Genomic DNA, 16,142 nt, shown 5'->3' with positions numbered 1-16,142 from the left:
TCAAAAATATACTAAAAGCTTGTTTTTTGAGTTATCATAAAAGAAACAAAAAACAGACGAGCGGGTGATACGACAAGGCGGAATGGTGCGATGGATGCTTGCGGTGATGATCGGCACGGCGTGGGCCGGATGTTCGACCCGTAAGAACACGGCCGGTACACGCGCTTTTCATGAACTTACCACCCGTTACAATGTTTTTTTCAACGCTCAACAAGCTTATGATGATGCGCTGGAGGCCCGTTACGAAGCCTTTCAGGAAGATTATTCGGAATTGCTGCCGCTTTATCCGGTAAAGATCGACAGCATTCCTTCGAAGGGTGACGGGGCTTTCGATGTGGTGATAGAGAAAACCGCAAAGGCTATCCGCGAACATTCCATTTCGGTCAAACCCCGCCGCGACCGGTCGCGTCCGTACACACAGGCTTACCGTGAATGGCTCCGGCAGGATGAATTCAATCCGTTTATCAAGAATGCCTGGTTGTTGATGGGCAAAGCGTATGTCCAAAACCGTGAATATGAGAAAGGACTGGCGGTCTTTTCGCAAATGCTGCGGCTGTTCGACGAAGACATCGACCTATTGTCGGAAGTGCAGGTAGAAATGCTGCGCGCGTATGCCGAAACGGGCTGGAACTACGATGCCGACAATATGGCGTATCTGCTTCGGCAACGGAAGCTTGCGGGCCGGCTGGACGACTTGTTTGCCGAAACGTATGCCTATTATTTGCTGCGGAAGAAAGATTACCCCGCGGCATTGCCTTATCTGCGCAAGGTGATCGAGAAGGACAAAAACAGCCGGCAGAAGATGCGACTGCGGTACTTGTTGGGGCAGACGTATGCCGCGTTGGGACGCGATGCCGAAGCCTACGACGCTTTCGAGTCGGTGAAAGGGCTCGGCACGCCTTACGAGTTAGCGATTCATGCGTTGATACGACAATCGGCTTTGGACTTGCCTGCGCACCAAAAAACGATTATACAACGGTTGGAACGCATGGCGGGCAGCGCGAAAAACGAACCGTACCGCGACGGCATCCATTATGCGGTGGGTGCCGGTTACCTGCTTCGCAACGACACGGCGCAGGCAATCGAACATTTGCACCTCGCGGGCGCCTCCGACCCGCAGAACAGTCTCTATGCCGCATTGGCAATGGTGAAGCTGGGCGATATTTATTTTGCCCGGAAAGACTATGTAAAGGCCGGGCCGGTCTTTACCGCCGCTGTGGCCCTGCTACCCGAGAGCCACCCTGAATATATCCGCGTCCGCGATCGGGCGGAGGTGTTGGGCGCCCTGGTGCCGCATATGATTGCCGTACAGGAACAGGATAGTCTACAGGAAATGGTTTCGTTGCCTCGTACTGTTCAGTTGGAGCGTATCGACCGGCGCATCGCGGAGTGGAAGAAGACGCAAACCGATGCGGAACGCGAAGCCTATCTGGCCGGAATGTCCTTGCGTGGAACAGAGCAAAACCCTTCTTCGCTTTCGCCGGCCGAAGCTGCCGCCGCGTTAGCCGCCAAGGCCGACGGAGGGACGTTTTATTTTGATGCACCCGCTTTAGTGGCTCAGGGCAAGAGCGAATTCCGCCGCCGATGGGGCAACCGCGCGCTGGAAGACAACTGGCGCCTGTCGGCTACACCCGGAAGCTTGCCGGTCGGGGATGCCGCTTTTCCGGATACAGACGTTGCAGACGTTTCTCCCGCCGGAGAAGGAGCGGCAGTCGCTTCCGCCGCTCTGCGCGCGGCCGATCCGTTGCAGCGCGACTATTATCTGCAACAGCTTCCGTCGACCCCCGAAGCATTGGCTGCCTCAAACTGCATCATCGAAGAAAATCTGTTCCCGATGGGGGCAATACTGAAGGATCGCCTTCAGGACTATGACTATGCGGCGCGAACTTTCCGCCGCTATCTGAACGACTTCCCCGGCAGTCCCCGCCGTCCCGATGTCTATTATCAACTCTATCTGCTTTATTTGCGCCTCGGCGATACGGCGACGGCCGAAACCTACCGCAGGCATTTGTTGGCGGAGTATCCCGGCGATGGGAGGTCGACGTTTCTTTCGTCGCCCGATTACCGCCGGATATTGGAGAACTATGCGGGCGTGCAGGATTCGCTGTATCAGGAAGCTTACCAGGCGTATCGCCGCGGCGAGGCGCAAAAGGTGCAGTCGCTCTACACCTATTTCGAGAGCCTGTTCAGACACTCGTCGCTGATGCCTCAGTTTATGTTGCTTGAAGGCTTGTCGTATGTGCAGACGGGCGATGCGGAGAAAGCCGCCGGGGCATTGAAGAAGTTGAGGGAAGCCTATCCGGAGAGTCCTGCGGCGAGCATAGCCGAACCGGTTATCGCAGGCTTGGCCGAAGGACGCGACATCGTTACGGGCGCATCGGCTATTGTCGACTTCCGGCGTGGCCGCGAGAAGACGGTACCTGGTACGGCATCCGAAAGTTTTGTGGCGGCCGATACCGTATCCTTTAGCGTCGGGCGCGATGCTCCTCACGCCTATTTATTGGTGATGCAAGAATCATCGGTGCGAAAGAACGAACTGCTGTTCGCTGCGGCCGATTTCAATTTCTCCCGGTTTCAACTTCGCGCCTTCGATTTATCGTTTATCCGGGTTGCCGGAGGCGAAGCGCTTCGTATCAGTCCGTTCCGTTCGCTGAGCGAGGCGCAGCGGTATGCGCAGATGGCCGCGTCGGACAGCGCTTTCCATGCCGTCGAGGCGCGCGGAATCCTGCCGCTGGTTATTTCGGAGGAGAACCTCCGGCGGTTGTCGCAGGAAAAGACGCTCGCTTCCTATATCGTCTTTTATACCGACAGTCTTTCTTCGGGCGCAGAGGATATCCTGCTTGCCGAACCGCTTGCCATACCGGCGGTCGCGGATTCCCTGCAAACGGATGAAGCCGAAGAACCGCCGTCCATCATCCAAAAAGAAGCTGAAATCGTACCGCAGGAAACGGAAAAGATTGTACCTTTGGAACCCGAAAAGATCGCACCTGAGGTTATCCGTCCGCAGCCGCTTCCACAGGAAAAGGCCGTGCCCCTTAATGCTGCGCAGCGTGAAGGGGAGTTGCAGCGCAAGGCCGAAGAAGCTTTGCAGCGTCAACGGCAGGAAACGGAACAACAGAAGGATCGCAAGACGTTGTTGAAAGAACGGGAGCGAGAGCGTAAGGAGAAAATTCGCCAACGCGAGCAGGAACGGCAGGAAAAACTGCGTCGACGGGAAGAGGATTTGAAACGTCGCCAACAGGAACGCGAACAACGGCTGAGAGAGCGATAGAAATTACGAATTACAAATTACAAATTACAAATTACAAATTACGAATTACAAATTACGAATTACAAATTATAAATTACAAATTACTAATTACTAATTACTAATTACGGATTACGAATGAAGTCTAAAGACCGGAGACTGAAGACTGGCGACCGGAGACATTATATGAAAGAAATTGTATTTGCTACCAATAATAAACATAAGCTCGACGAGATTCGCAAGATAACGGAGGGGCGTTTACGTATCTTAAGCTTAGCCGATATCGGCTGCCACGACGATATTCCCGAGACGGGCGATACGTTTCGCGCGAACGCCCTCATCAAGGCGCGCCATGTGAAAGACCGCTACGGGTATGATTGCTTTTCGGACGATTCGGGTCTCGAAGTACAGGCCTTGGACAACGCCCCGGGCGTGTACTCGTCGCGTTATGCCGGCGAAGGTTGCCGCCCCGAAGACAACATGTGCAAGTTGTTGAGCGCCCTCGAAGGCGTTTCGGAACGTCGCGCCCGCTTCCGCACGGTGATTGCCCTGCTGATGAACGGCGACACGCATTTTTTCGAGGGGGAGATTCGGGGTGTGATTGCTACGGAGAAACGCGGCTCCGGCGGCTTCGGTTACGACCCGCTGTTTATCCCCGAAGGATACGATAAGACCTTTGCCGAGTTGGGTGATGAGGTGAAAAACATCATCAGCCATCGCGCCGTTGCCTCCGATAAGCTGGTTGCCTTCTTAATGGAGCAAGCTGAAGGATGAAGTATGAACGATGAAGTATGAACGAAGAACGAAGAACGAAGAACGATGAAGAAAAGGACAGTCGCTGGAGACCAATTTCTCCATATCGTTTCATTTATCGATTTCCCAGGCTATTATTTTGATTTTTTTGGTCTTTATATCGACTTGCTTGTCTCCTATTTCGGCCACTTTGTATTTAATTCTGTCTACCATGTCTTTGCTTTCGTCCATTCTCAACCCTTTTTTCCTTTCCGACGCCTATGTTTTAATAAAACACTCTCTTGTTTTTACAAATATGAGAAACATTTTCACAATCGTCGATCCTATTTTCACAAACGAGAGTCTCGTTTTTACTTTTTAGGAGCATATTTTCACAAATGACCCCTCTGTTTTGAATTTATAGAGAGATATTTTCACAAAAATGCTCTTTGTTCTGTATTTCTCCTTTTTGTTTCTTCCTTTTTACAACATCATTTTGTCGTTATCTTTTCCTTCAATGGATTTTTCTCCCTTTCTTCCTGCATACTATCGATGTTGCCGGAAAAAATTGTTTTTGAGAAAGTATTCCGTTGATATTTTTTCGAAATTGAAAGGCGGGGATGAAAAAAATGGTACTTTTGTGTAGCTAATCCAATAGATATTTATATGCCTTATTATTTGAAATGCAATCATTGCGGACATCTCAACGAGATGAATTCGCCCTATAGCGTGCTCTGTTCGTCTTGCGGCAAAAAGATGGACAATAATTTCACCGAATGGCAACGCCGCAATCCCGGAAAAAGTTTTGAAGACTACAAAAATGCAGTGTGTATCACCGAAAGCCAATTCCCGCCCGAAGTGCCGAAAAAAAAGACCCGGACCCTTCGCTACCGCTCCCTTAAAGAAAAAATATGGATTGTGGTTACCACGACCATATGTGCTCTCGTGGGTGGATGGTTAGGCTCTTCCGCTGTCGATGCCTTGAAAAACAATAAAAAATCTTCAACAAAGATAATGAAACAGGAGTGGGTGAAACAATCTATGGGCAATGAGTGGCTGACTTTCGAGGCTCCCTGGAGATTGGTGAAGAGTCCGGACGAGGGGTTGCCGGAGTCTCTTGAAGCGATGGTCGAAAGCATGGAGATATATGAAAACTCGGATAACGAGGCTATAACGTTAACGGGAACTACCATTATTTATAAACCCGGAATCGATTTCAACCTGCTCGGAGCGGCGGAAGGCAGTGCTAACGGCCTTAAAAGCCAACCCGGCATAACCGATTTTGTGTATGATGTAGAGATGTATTCCGTTGAATCGGTGTCGGGATACCGGCTTTCCGGTTCTTTTAAGATGAATGGACTGGATGTGGATTTTTTCGGTGTCGGATTAACTCAAGGCGTTACTTATTGGACGTTGATAGGGCTTGTCAAGGGGAATGATAAAGAAGGTGAAAAAATTCTCCGCCGGATTATCGAATCGATCGATATCAAATGATTTTGCTTCTTACGAGTCCTTTCCCTATTTCTCGACACAAGAAAGCCGGTCGGGCTTGAGGCGGCCCGCCGGCTGTAAAAAAACCAGAAAAACAATCCTATCCTACTTTTTGAAGTGCTTGCTCGATGTCGGCTTTGATGTCATCGATATGCTCGATGCCGGCCGAGATACGTAATTGTCCCGGAATGGCTCCCGAGGCAATCTTTTCGTCGGGCGATAATTGTTCGTGTGTCGTGGCTGCCGGGTGGATAATCAATGTTTTGGCATCGCCCACATTGGCCAGGTGCGTAATCAACTTGAGATGATCGATCAGGCGGTCGGCCTTTTCCGCATCGCCTTTCAACTTGAATACCAACACGCCGCCATATCCCCGTTTGAAGTATTTCTTCGCCTGCGAGTGATATTTACTGCTTTCGAGTCCCGGATAATGTACGAACTCGACGGCAGGATGGCTTTCGAGCCATTGGGCCAATGCGAGTGCGTTTTGCGAATGACGCTCCACGCGAAGCGAAAGCGATTCGAGTCCTTGCAGCAGCAGGAACGAGTTGAACGGAGCCAGCGTGGCGCCCCAGTCGCGCAGGCCTTCCACCCGTGCACGCAACGTAAAGGCAATGTTCCCGAACGGACTTCCTTCGCCGAAAGCATCCCAGAATACCAGTCCGTGATAACTCTCCGACGGCTCCGTAAAAGAGCGGAACTTGCCGTTGCCCCAGTTGAATTTTCCACTGTCGACGATGACCCCTCCGAGCGTCGTACCGTGGCCGCCGATCCATTTGGTGGCGCTTTCGACGACTACCGTAGCGCCGTGCTCCAGCGGGCGGAACAGATATCCTCCGGCGCCGAAGGTATTGTCGACAATGACCGGTATACCGTGTTTATCGGCCACGGCTGCGATGGCTTCGAAGTCGGGCACGTTGAGTTCGGGGTTTCCGATGGTTTCGAGATAGAGCGCTTTCGTCTTATCGTCGATCAACTTTTCGAATTCCTCCGGATTTTCATTCGGCGTGAAGCGTACCTCGATGCCCAAGCGGCGGAATTGCGACTTGAACTGATTGTACGTTCCTCCATATAAAAAACTGGTCGATACAAAGTTGTCACCCGCTTCGAGAATATTGTTCAACGCGATGAACTGCGCCGACTGCCCGGAAGCCGTGGCCAAGGCCGAGACGCCTCCTTCGAGTGCGGCGATGCGTTTTTCGAACACATCGGTTGTCGGGTTCATAATGCGTGAATAGATGTTGCCGAACTTGCGCAGCCCGAACAGGTCGGCTCCGTCCTTTGCATCTTCGAACACGTAAGAGGTTGTTTGATAGATGGGCACTGCACGCGCATGCGTTGTTTTGTCCACCTCTTGCCCTGCATGTACTTGCAGCGTTTCAAAATTCAATTGATTTGTAGCCATATTTTGAAGAATATTTTTGTTTCATCGACCGGATGTGGCGGCGGGTAAAGGGGCAAACCCACCTAAGCCCCTGTGGCATACCCGCCGCTTACCGGTAAATAATGTTTGAATGCGGGTTAAAGCGGATGTTCGTCGAATGCGTACAGCAATGTCGACAGATAACGTTCGCCCGTATCGGGAAGTATCACGACGATGTTTTTTCCCTTATTTTCGGGTCGTTTGGCTACTTCGGCCGCCGCGAAAGCCGCCGCTCCCGACGAGATACCCACCAGCAGCCCTTCTTGCCGGGCCAGTTCGCGCCCTGTGCGGATGGCATCGTCATTCGACACATGTACAATTTCATCGACCACATCCGGGTTATACGTTTGGGGAACGAATCCCGGCCCGATGCCTTGTATTTTGTGGGGGCCCGATTTTCCACCCGCCAGCACGGGCGAGTCGGCAGGTTCGACAGCGATGATTTGCACGCCGGGTTTATATTTTTTCAGTACTTCGCCTACACCGCTGATGGTTCCACCCGTTCCCACGCCGGCGACAAAGATATCGACCTTCCCGTCGGTGTCGCGCCATATTTCTTCGGCGGTTGTCTTCTTATGTACTTCGGGATTGGCGGGGTTGGAGAACTGTTGCAGGATGACAACTTTCGGGTTCGCGCGTTGCAGTTCTTCCGCCTTGCCCACGGCGCCTTTCATTCCTTCCGCGCCGGGCGTCAGCACGATGTGTGCGCCTAAAGCTTTCAGTAAGTTGCGGCGTTCCACGCTCATGGTGTCGGGCATGGTGAGCGTTAGTTTGTATCCTTTTATTGCCGCAACAAAAGCCAATCCGATACCGGTGTTGCCACTGGTGGGTTCGATGAGTTCATTGTCGTGCTTCAGGACGCCTGCCCGTTCGGCATCTTCGACCATTGCCAACGCAATGCGGTCTTTGACGCTCGATGCGGGGTTAAAGTATTCCAACTTAGCAATTACATGCGCGCCAAGGTGATGTGTTTCGCCATACTTCGTCAACTCCAGTAGGGGAGTGTTGCCAATTAAATCTGTGAGTTTTTTTGCAATGTTAGCCATATTGTTTATTATTTAAGTTTTGTGAGTTATTCTTCCGCCTGAAAGTTTGCAGTTTACAGTTACCTTTTACCGATTACTTCATACTCCTAACTGTTCGTCATTTGCAATTCGTCATTTGTCATTCGTCATTTGTCATTTTTTAAAGTCCCCTGCGAAACTTGAATTATTATATAAAAAAAGCCCTTCCGATACTATTCGGAAGAGCCTTTCGTGAGTTTAGTTTTACAATTATACTAAAACAGTCCGACGATTCTATTTTTCTTCCGATACCGCAGCCGAGGCATGTCCATAGACATGCAACAACACATCGCACGAAGCGAGATGCGAAGACTGTTGCTGTATACGGTGAATGAAGAATTCATTGATCTGTTATTTTATACGATTTTTCTTAAAAAAGTATGGGTGGTGCGATGACCATCACGACACAAAGGTAATTCTATTTTTATTCCGACAAAATAAAAATGCCCTGTTTCTATAAAAAATACCATATTTATGGTAGTTCCTGTTTGGAAGTGTCAGTTGGTTCGCAGATGCCGGTTATGGATGTCAATTTGTAAGGATGATGAGTATTGCTCCCGCCATCATCAGGGCCGCACCGCCCAATTTTCTACGGATATTCTTCTCGTGGAAAATCTTCCACCCCAACACCACCGACACCATCGCCGATAATTGAAACAGCGCCAGGGTGTAACTCACGTTCATGCGGGCAAAAACATAATTCGTGGTCGCTTGCATCAGTCCTACCGTAGCCGCAAGGGCTACAAACAATCGTACATTCGATGGCCGGCTTTTGCGCAACTGTGCGGTGAAGCGAATGCCGAACACCGGCAGTAATATGGCCGAAAACAAGGCGCCGAAACCGCACCATACGATAAAGGATACGGGCACGCTGCTTTGTACGATAATCTTTTTGATGAAGAGAGCCTCGATGGCGGTCAATACCATGGCGGCCATCCGGTAAACGACTTCCGGACGTCTTCCTATTTTCACCGTGACGCCTGCCTGCTTGATGTCGAGCACAAAATAGCTGCCTGCGACGATGAGCGCGATGCCCGCCAGCGCTTCGGCTTCCGGCAATTCACCCAATAAAAAAATACCGCCGATGAGGCTGACGACCGGTTTGTACGAGTTGATGGGGCCCAATACCGATAAGTCGCCCTGCTGCAAGGCTTTCACCAGAAAACCGTTGCCGGATGCGCTCAGGGTGCCGGCTATGACGCAGTTTAACCAGAACGCCGCCGGAAATGCACTCCAATTTACGGATAAGGCGGGCAGGACACAGGCGCACGCCAGAAGGAAGAATGTGGCGAAGTTGACCCACAGGGGGTGCAGCCCCGCGAGAGTCAACTTTTTCTGGAATACATTGGAAAAAGGATTCGCGATGATGCGGGCAAAGAGGGCAAGCAGCAAGGATGTCATGCCAAACGGACAGTTTTTGAAGTGATTTGCGCACAAAATTACGAAAAGAGACGCATTCTTTACGCCTTTTTTTGTATTTTCGGCAAAAATTTTCAACATCCCCTTCTTGGGCAAATCAAAAAAGAAACGAGTCAAACAGTCGTTGCTTGACATCTTCAAAGAATTAAAACACATGGAATCGAACGAAGAAAAAATCAAAGGATTACCGGAAAACGCCATGCGCGAATTGAAGCCGGGCGAAAAGTATGAACCGCTGCTTTCACCGCAGAAGAACTATCCGGAAGTCAATTTCCGGTCTGTTTCCCTCGGCGTGTTGATGGCGATATTGTTTTCGGCCGCCGCCGCGTATTTAGGCCTTAAAGTAGGGCAGGTTTTCGAAGCCGCCATCCCTATTGCCATTATCGCCGTGGGGCTTTCGGGCGCTTCGAAGCGTAAAAACGCCCTGGGCGAAAATGTCATCATCCAGTCTATCGGCGCCAGTTCGGGCGTTATCGTCGCGGGCGCCATCTTCACCTTGCCGGCGTTATACATTTTACAGGTAAAGTATCCCGAAATCACCGTCAGCTTCATGCAGGTGTTCATGAGCTCATTGCTCGGAGGAATATTGGGGATTCTTTTTCTGATTCCGTTCCGGAAATATTTCGTATCGGATATGCACGGCAAGTATCCTTTCCCCGAAGCCACCGCTACCACGCAGGTATTGATTTCGGGCGAGAAAGGCGGCAGCCAGGCCAAACCGCTTGTCGCCGCCGGGCTCATCGGCGGGCTCTATGACTTCATCGTTTCGACTTTCGGCGGATGGGCCGAAACGTTTACGTCGCGTGTTATTCCCTTGGGCGTAACGCTGGCCGACCAGGCTAAGGTGGTCTTTAAATTGAATGTCGGGGCGGCAGTGCTCGGCCTCGGATATATTGTCGGCCTGAAGTATGCCGCCATCATCGCCATCGGGTCGGCGCTCGTTTGGTTTGTGATTATTCCTTTATTACCGTTTGCGGGCGATGCCGCGGCCACGATGTTGAATCCCGCATTTGCCGGATCGATCGCCGCATTGTCGCCCGAAGAGTTATTCGGCACGTTTGCCCGCCATATCGGTATCGGCGGGATTGCCGCGGCGGGTATTATCAGTATCATCAAGTCGTGGCCCATCATTCAGAACGCCGTCGGCCTTGCCGGCAAGGAACTCAAAGGGCAGGCGGGCCGGCAAGAGGTCAGCCGCACGCAACGCGACCTGTCGATGAAGTTTATTTCCATCGCTTCGGTGCTGGCGATTGTGGCGACGTTTATTTTCTTTTGGCTGGGCGTGGTTCCCAACCTGTTGCATGCCTTGGTGGCGATTGTGGTCGTAGCGATTATCGCCTTCCTGTTTACCACCGTGGCAGCCAATGCCATCGCCATTGTCGGTTCGAATCCTGTGTCGGGGATGACCCTTATGACGCTCATTCTGGCGTCGGTAGTATTGGTTTCTATCGGGCTGAAAGGCACTTCGGGCATGGTTGCGGCGATGGTTATCGGCGGCGTGGTGTGTACGGCCCTTTCGATGGCGGGCGGTTTTATCACCGACCTGAAAATCGGGTACTGGATAGGAACCACCCCGCGTAAGCAAGAGGCCTGGAAGTTCCTCGGAACGCTCGTTTCGGCGGCTACCGTGGGCGGCGTCATTATGATATTGAACAAAACGTATGGTTTTACGGGCCCCGATGCGTTGGTGGCTCCGCAGGCCAATGCCATGGCGGCGGTGATCGACCCGCTGATGTCGGGTACCGGCGCTCCCTGGGTGTTGTATGGAGTGGGAGCCGTGATTGCTCTCGTGTTGACGTTTTTGAAAGTGCCTGCGCTGGCGTTTGCTCTGGGAATGTTTATTCCTTTCGAATTGAATATCCCGTTGTTGATCGGCGGTGCCATCAGTTGGTATGTCTCTTCGCGCAGTCGCGATGCCGCGTTGAACACGGCCCGGAAAGACCGCGGAACCTTGCTGGCTTCCGGATTTATCGCGGGCGGCGCCTTGATGGGCGTGGTGAGTGCGGCGATTAAATTTGCCGGAGCCGACCTCATGAACGAGGCTTGGGCGGCAAGCAACGGCGCTCAATGGCTCGCAGTGGCCATGTATGTCGTGCTTTGCGGATATCTTGTCTGGGATTCCAAACGGGCGAAAATGAACTAAAAGGCGTTTATCATCCTATTAAACGAAAGAAGATAAATGTTTGACTCAAGTTTCGCAAGGGACTTTAAGAAATTACAAATGACAAATTACAAATGACAAATTGCAAATTACAAATGACAAATTACAAATGACAAATTGCAAATTGCAAATGACGAACAGCTGAGACGTAAGCAGTAGGCAGTAAACAGTAAACAATAAAAGGCAACTGCAAACTGTCAGGCGAAATAGCTTGCGAAACTTAACTGATTGATTAAAAATATAGATATGAAAAAGATGAAAATAACGAAAATAATTTGTTCGCTTTTGATGGTGGCGTTGTTTGCCGCTTGTTCGCAAAAGTCCTCGGATAAAGCGGAGGAGAAAACCGATTTAACGCAATATGTAAACCCGTTTATAGGCACGGCTTTTACGGGGCATACCTTTCCCGGGGCCACCTATCCTTTGGGAATGATTCAGGCGGGTCCTGAAACCGGTAATTACTCCTGGGAATATTGTGCCGGATATGTGTATGAAGATTCGGTGATCAACGGCTTTTCGCAAACACGCCTCAACGGAACGGGTTGTGTGGACTTAGGCGATTTGTTGGTGCAACCTTTTGCCGGCAGAAAACGGGAAGACTTGAGCAGCCGTTTCGATAAAGCTTCCGAAAAAGCCGCTCCCGGATATTACAGTGTCGAGTTGACCGATAATAACGTGGGCGTGCAGGTAAGCGCTACGCCGCATGTGGCTTTTTATAACTATGCTTTCGCAAAGGGCGACACGGCGAATGTGTTGGTCGATTTCCAACACGGTTTGGTTTGGACAAAAGACCGTATCCATACCCATGTCCTCGACAATCACGTGAATTTCGAAAGTGATCGTGTCATCAGCGGCTATACGCGCCGTCGCGAATGGGTAGAGCGTATCTATTATTTCACGATCGAATTCGATAAACCTTTTGTGGCGAAGGAAGAGCTGGTCAAACGCGATCCGCGTGAAAAAGCGCCCCGCTATATCCTGTCGTTCGACCTGCAAGACGGGGAAGAGTTGAACATGAAAGTCGCCCTTTCCTCCACGAGTGTCGAAAGCGCCAAGGCGAATGCTGCCGCAGAAGCTGCCGGATGGGACTTCCAGGCTGTTCGCGATGCCGCTTCCGGCGAATGGAACCGCTATCTTTCCAAAATTACCATTGAGGGATCGGAGGACGATAAAACCAATTTCTACACGTCCTTGTATCATCTCTTTATACAGCCTAACAATATTGCCGATATCAACGGCAAGCATGGCGAAGCTACCGCTGCCGGATCCCTTCAGTCGGCGAGCGGCAAATATTATTCCACGCTTTCGCAATGGGATACTTTCCGAGCTGCTTTCCCTCTCTATACGGTTATCAGTCCCGAAATCATCCCCGACTTGGTAAACTCCATGCTCGATTATTCCGACGAAAAGGGACATCTGCCTATTTGGGCTTTATGGGGGCATGAAACCTATACGATGATCGCGAACCATTCCGTGCCGATGATCGCGGATGCTTATCTGAAAGGATTCGAGGGCTTCGATGCGGAAAGGGCTTACGCGGCGATAAAAAAATCGATCACCCAAAGTACGCATCCCAAATCGGATTGGGAGATGTACGACCATTATGGTTATTATCCTTACGATCTGGTAAAGACCGAATCGGTTTCGCGTACGATGGAGTGCGGCATCGACGACTATAGCGCTGCCCTCATGGCGGAGAAGCTGGGTAAAACCGAAGATCGCGACTTCTTTATGAAGCGTGCCGATTATTATAAGAATGTATTCGACCCCGAAACGGGAGCGATGCGCCCGAAAGACTCCAAAGGTAATTGGTTGACGCCTTTCGATCCCTACCAGTTGGCGCATGCCGACTCGAACGTCGGGGGGCATTATACCGAAGGAAACGCCTTGCAATATACCTGGCATGTCATGCAGGATATACCGGGCCTTATCGAATGGATGGGCGGTAAGGAGAAAGCCGGGCAATATCTCGATTCTCTGTTTTATACCACGCAGCAAACCACCGGAACCTTATCGGATGTTACCGGCCTAATCGGGCAATATGCGCACGGCAATGAGCCGAGCCATCACGTGGCTTATATTTACGCCTATTTGGATAGGCCGGCTGAAGTGCAGAAACTCATCCGCCGTATTTGCACTGACTTCTACAAAGCCAAACCCGACGGGTTGATCGGCAATGACGACTGCGGCCAGATGTCGGCATGGTATGTGTTTTCGGCTATGGGGTTCTATCCGCTCAATCCTGTGAGCGGTGAGTTCGTGTTGGGCGCCCCGCAGATTCCGTCGGCGGTGATTCCGCTCGAAAATGGCAAAGAGTTCCGGATGGAAGCGAAAAACTTATCGGAGGAAAACTTGTTTGTCGAAAAAATCGAATGGAACGGACAATATTACGATAAAAAGACGCTCTCTTACAAAGACTTGATGGCCGGAGGAACGTTGGTGTTTTACATGACCGGAAAACAACCTTAAGGCATAACCGGGGGTGCCGCTCCAAGCGACGCCCCCGGTGCTTCTTGAGTGAACAAGAGCCCTATAATCATTGTTTTACTAAGTGCAGACCATTTACCATGTGCGTTTAACATCGTGGCACAATAAATAATTGTTAATGCGTGTTTCATTCTTTTAAAATATGGAAAACATGCTGTAAAACATGTTTTTGATTAAATGTCTTCTTTTCAAACAGTTACTATGGGTGTCCCTTGCCTTTTTTGTTTTTTTAGATTTCGCTTTGCTATTTTTAATGCGATTTTATTTGATTCAAAAACAATAAAATGTTTACTTTGGAGTCAATTAAAGAAAAAAATCATCATTAGGTCATAGATAAATTCGATTATTGAATTCAAATTCAATGCAGGTAACATTTGTAATAGTAAAGCCATCGGCAATACAAAGAGGAATAGCAGGCGAGGTAATCTCCCGCTTTGAAAAAAAAGGCCTTCAGATAGTGGGGATGAAAATGATGTCGCTATCCGATTCCGTCCTTGAAGAGCACTACGCTCATCTTAAAGCAAAATCTTTCTTTGGACGCATTAAGGACTCTATGCAGGCAAGTCCTGTGATTCTTATGGCGTTGAAAGGCGTAGATGCTGTGGAAGTGGTACGTAAGATGACCGGATCGACCAATGGGCGCGAAGCCCAGCCCGGAACGATACGGGGCGATTACAGTATCAGTGTACAGGAAAATATTGTTCACGCCTCCGATTCGGAGGAGTCGGCAAAAGTCGAGTTGAAACGATTCTTTTCCGAAGACGAGATATACACTTATCCGCAATTGACATTACCGAATGTGTATGCCAATGACGAATATGAATAAAACAATCCTATTTAATTGAACAGAAGATGTAACAGCTTACAATACGAATGGAGAGAAAAAAATTATTATCTAAAGCAAGCGCTTTGTTACTGGCCTCGTTTACGTTTGTAACATTCAGTGCTTTTTCTCAATCGGCTGATAAAAAGAATGCCGATAAATCGAGACCGGAAGTTGGCTATAAACAACTACACAGTTCCAGTTTAAGTAGTGCCTCGGCATTAATGGTCGACGGTTTAAAGCTTAAAATGGATTTGTCTGTACTTGAAGAGGCTGAAGCTGAAAGAGAGGCTTTCAATCCGAATGAAATTCCCGCTGACGATATTTATCAGGGTATGTGGACCAACCGTCACGTCAGTGCTTATGGGAACCTGCAAAACGCCCCCGATTCGTTTATGGTCGATCTCAGTAACTTCACCATGCCCTGCAACGGATACATGACGTCGAACTTCGGAAGACGGGGCAGCCGCCGATATCATTACGGAATCGACTTGAAAGCGCAAACAGGCGATACCATTTATGCCGCTTTCGACGGTAAAGTACGGGTAAAACAGTTCGAGCGAAGGGGATATGGTTATTATGTCGTTATCCGGCATATAAATGGTCTCGAAATCGTATACGGACACTTGTCAAAGTTCCTGGTAAATGAAAACGATTTTGTCCGTTCGGGAGACCCCATCGCCTTAGCCGGCAATACCGGCCGCTCTTTCGGATCCCACCTTCACTTTGAAACACGATTCCTTGGAAAACCCATCAATCCCAATTTTATTATCGATTTTCAAAATAAAGTCTGCCATCGTGACGAATATCTGGTTACGAACTCTTCTTACAAAAAGACTTCGCGCAGCAGCAAATCTATTATAAGAAGCGACAGGGATGTAGCGATTCATAAAGCACCTTCCGCCAAAACGAATAAATATGTATCGGGTAACGTAAAATATCACCGCATTAAACGGGGCGATACATTAGGTGCAATTGCTCAACGATATGGCGTCTCGATTAGGAAATTGTGCTCGTTAAATAATCTGTCGAGAAGAACTACGTTACGTGTAGGTAAATCTATTCGTATTTCATAAGCCCAAATTCAACATTTTTCAGAAAAAGGTACAATATACAATGTTGTACCTTTTTTTTTGTATCTTTCTTCTATAAATTCCCCCCATATTCAAAGAAAAATGGAGCTAAATAGAGAAAGATGTTTGGATACAGGCATAAATCACCCTACCCACAAGGTTGCAGGCAAAGACGCGGTGACGCCTTCCGATATGCGATTTTCTTCTGCGGGCTTGTCTTCT

General features: G+C 49.7%; 11 protein-coding genes. 7 read left to right on the top strand and 4 right to left on the bottom strand.

Features of this window, described 5'->3' with window-relative positions:
* Positions 1–64: 64 nt before the first annotated feature.
* The 3 genes from ABNK31_RS15670 to ABNK31_RS15660 all read left to right on the top strand — a co-directional run bounded on the left by ABNK31_RS15670 (position 65) and on the right by ABNK31_RS15660 (position 5,473).
* A complete protein-coding gene (locus ABNK31_RS15670) occupies positions 65–3,271 on the top strand; it encodes a tetratricopeptide repeat protein (RefSeq protein WP_418893378.1) in 3,207 nt (1,068 codons plus the stop codon).
* A 162-nt stretch (positions 3,272–3,433) separates the two neighbouring features.
* The gene (locus ABNK31_RS15665; protein ID WP_418893377.1) at positions 3,434–4,021 is read left to right on the top strand and encodes a non-canonical purine NTP diphosphatase; all 588 of its coding nucleotides are present in this window, start codon (positions 3,434–3,436) and stop codon (positions 4,019–4,021) included.
* Between the two features lie 624 nt (positions 4,022–4,645).
* On the top strand, positions 4,646–5,473 hold the full coding sequence (locus tag ABNK31_RS15660; RefSeq protein ID WP_418893376.1) for a hypothetical protein: 828 nt from the start codon (positions 4,646–4,648) through the stop codon (positions 5,471–5,473).
* A 97-nt stretch (positions 5,474–5,570) separates the two neighbouring features.
* Here the strand turns inward: ABNK31_RS15660 and ABNK31_RS15655 are convergent, their stop codons facing one another.
* From ABNK31_RS15655 to ABNK31_RS15640, 4 genes are all read right to left on the bottom strand, one after another.
* Positions 5,571–6,875 carry an O-acetylhomoserine aminocarboxypropyltransferase/cysteine synthase family protein gene (locus ABNK31_RS15655; protein WP_418893375.1) on the bottom strand — a complete coding sequence of 435 codons (1,305 nt, stop codon included), beginning with the start codon at positions 6,873–6,875 and terminating at the stop codon, positions 5,571–5,573.
* A 116-nt stretch (positions 6,876–6,991) separates the two neighbouring features.
* Entirely contained in the window at positions 6,992–7,939 is a 948-nt protein-coding gene (gene cysK / locus ABNK31_RS15650) for a cysteine synthase A (protein ID WP_418893374.1), read from the bottom strand.
* Positions 7,940–8,172: 233 nt separating this feature from the next.
* The gene (locus ABNK31_RS15645) at positions 8,173–8,301 is read right to left on the bottom strand and encodes a hypothetical protein (RefSeq protein ID WP_418893373.1); all 129 of its coding nucleotides are present in this window, start codon (positions 8,299–8,301) and stop codon (positions 8,173–8,175) included.
* 184 nt (positions 8,302–8,485) lie between these two features.
* On the bottom strand, positions 8,486–9,358 hold the full coding sequence (locus tag ABNK31_RS15640; protein WP_418893372.1) for an EamA family transporter: 873 nt from the start codon (positions 9,356–9,358) through the stop codon (positions 8,486–8,488).
* Positions 9,359–9,530: 172 nt separating this feature from the next.
* Here ABNK31_RS15640 and ABNK31_RS15635 point away from each other — a divergent pair, with 172 nt between their 5' ends.
* The 4 genes from ABNK31_RS15635 (at position 9,531) to ABNK31_RS15620 (ending at position 15,923) form a co-directional block, all read left to right on the top strand.
* Entirely contained in the window at positions 9,531–11,519 is a 1,989-nt protein-coding gene (locus tag ABNK31_RS15635) for an OPT family oligopeptide transporter (protein ID WP_418893371.1), read from the top strand.
* Positions 11,520–11,783: 264 nt separating this feature from the next.
* Positions 11,784–14,006, top strand: coding sequence for a GH92 family glycosyl hydrolase (locus tag ABNK31_RS15630; RefSeq protein ID WP_418893370.1), 2,223 nt, complete (start codon positions 11,784–11,786; stop codon positions 14,004–14,006).
* A gap of 379 nt (positions 14,007–14,385) precedes the next feature.
* Positions 14,386–14,850, top strand: coding sequence for a nucleoside-diphosphate kinase (gene ndk, locus ABNK31_RS15625; RefSeq protein WP_418893369.1), 465 nt, complete (start codon positions 14,386–14,388; stop codon positions 14,848–14,850).
* A gap of 47 nt (positions 14,851–14,897) precedes the next feature.
* Entirely contained in the window at positions 14,898–15,923 is a 1,026-nt protein-coding gene (locus ABNK31_RS15620) for a peptidoglycan DD-metalloendopeptidase family protein (protein WP_418893368.1), read from the top strand.
* Positions 15,924–16,142 lie beyond the last annotated feature (219 nt).

The sequence above is a fragment of the Limibacterium fermenti genome (assembly GCF_041902845.1).
Classification (GTDB): Bacteria; Bacteroidota; Bacteroidia; order Bacteroidales; family Dysgonomonadaceae; genus Limibacterium; species Limibacterium fermenti.
Note: the sequence above shows the minus strand (reverse complement) of the source record. Positions and strands in the feature narration are given on the sequence as shown.

What these genes read in the sequence shown, in the direction of transcription:
- ABNK31_RS15665 (WP_418893377.1), top strand. Translation starts at nt 3,434, where the DNA reads ATGAAAGAAATTGTATTTGCTACCAATAATAAACATAAGCTCGACGAG.
- ABNK31_RS15660 (WP_418893376.1), top strand. Translation starts at nt 4,646, where the DNA reads ATGCCTTATTATTTGAAATGCAATCATTGCGGACATCTCAACGAGATG.
- ABNK31_RS15655 (WP_418893375.1), bottom strand. Translation starts at nt 6,875, where the DNA reads ATGGCTACAAATCAATTGAATTTTGAAACGCTGCAAGTACATGCAGGG.
- cysK (WP_418893374.1), bottom strand. Translation starts at nt 7,939, where the DNA reads ATGGCTAACATTGCAAAAAAACTCACAGATTTAATTGGCAACACTCCC.
- ABNK31_RS15645 (WP_418893373.1), bottom strand. Translation starts at nt 8,301, where the DNA reads ATGAATTCTTCATTCACCGTATACAGCAACAGTCTTCGCATCTCGCTT.
- ABNK31_RS15640 (WP_418893372.1), bottom strand. Translation starts at nt 9,358, where the DNA reads ATGACATCCTTGCTGCTTGCCCTCTTTGCCCGCATCATCGCGAATCCT.
- ABNK31_RS15635 (WP_418893371.1), top strand. Translation starts at nt 9,531, where the DNA reads ATGGAATCGAACGAAGAAAAAATCAAAGGATTACCGGAAAACGCCATG.
- ABNK31_RS15630 (WP_418893370.1), top strand. Translation starts at nt 11,784, where the DNA reads ATGAAAAAGATGAAAATAACGAAAATAATTTGTTCGCTTTTGATGGTG.
- ndk (WP_418893369.1), top strand. Translation starts at nt 14,386, where the DNA reads ATGCAGGTAACATTTGTAATAGTAAAGCCATCGGCAATACAAAGAGGA.
- ABNK31_RS15620 (WP_418893368.1), top strand. Translation starts at nt 14,898, where the DNA reads ATGGAGAGAAAAAAATTATTATCTAAAGCAAGCGCTTTGTTACTGGCC.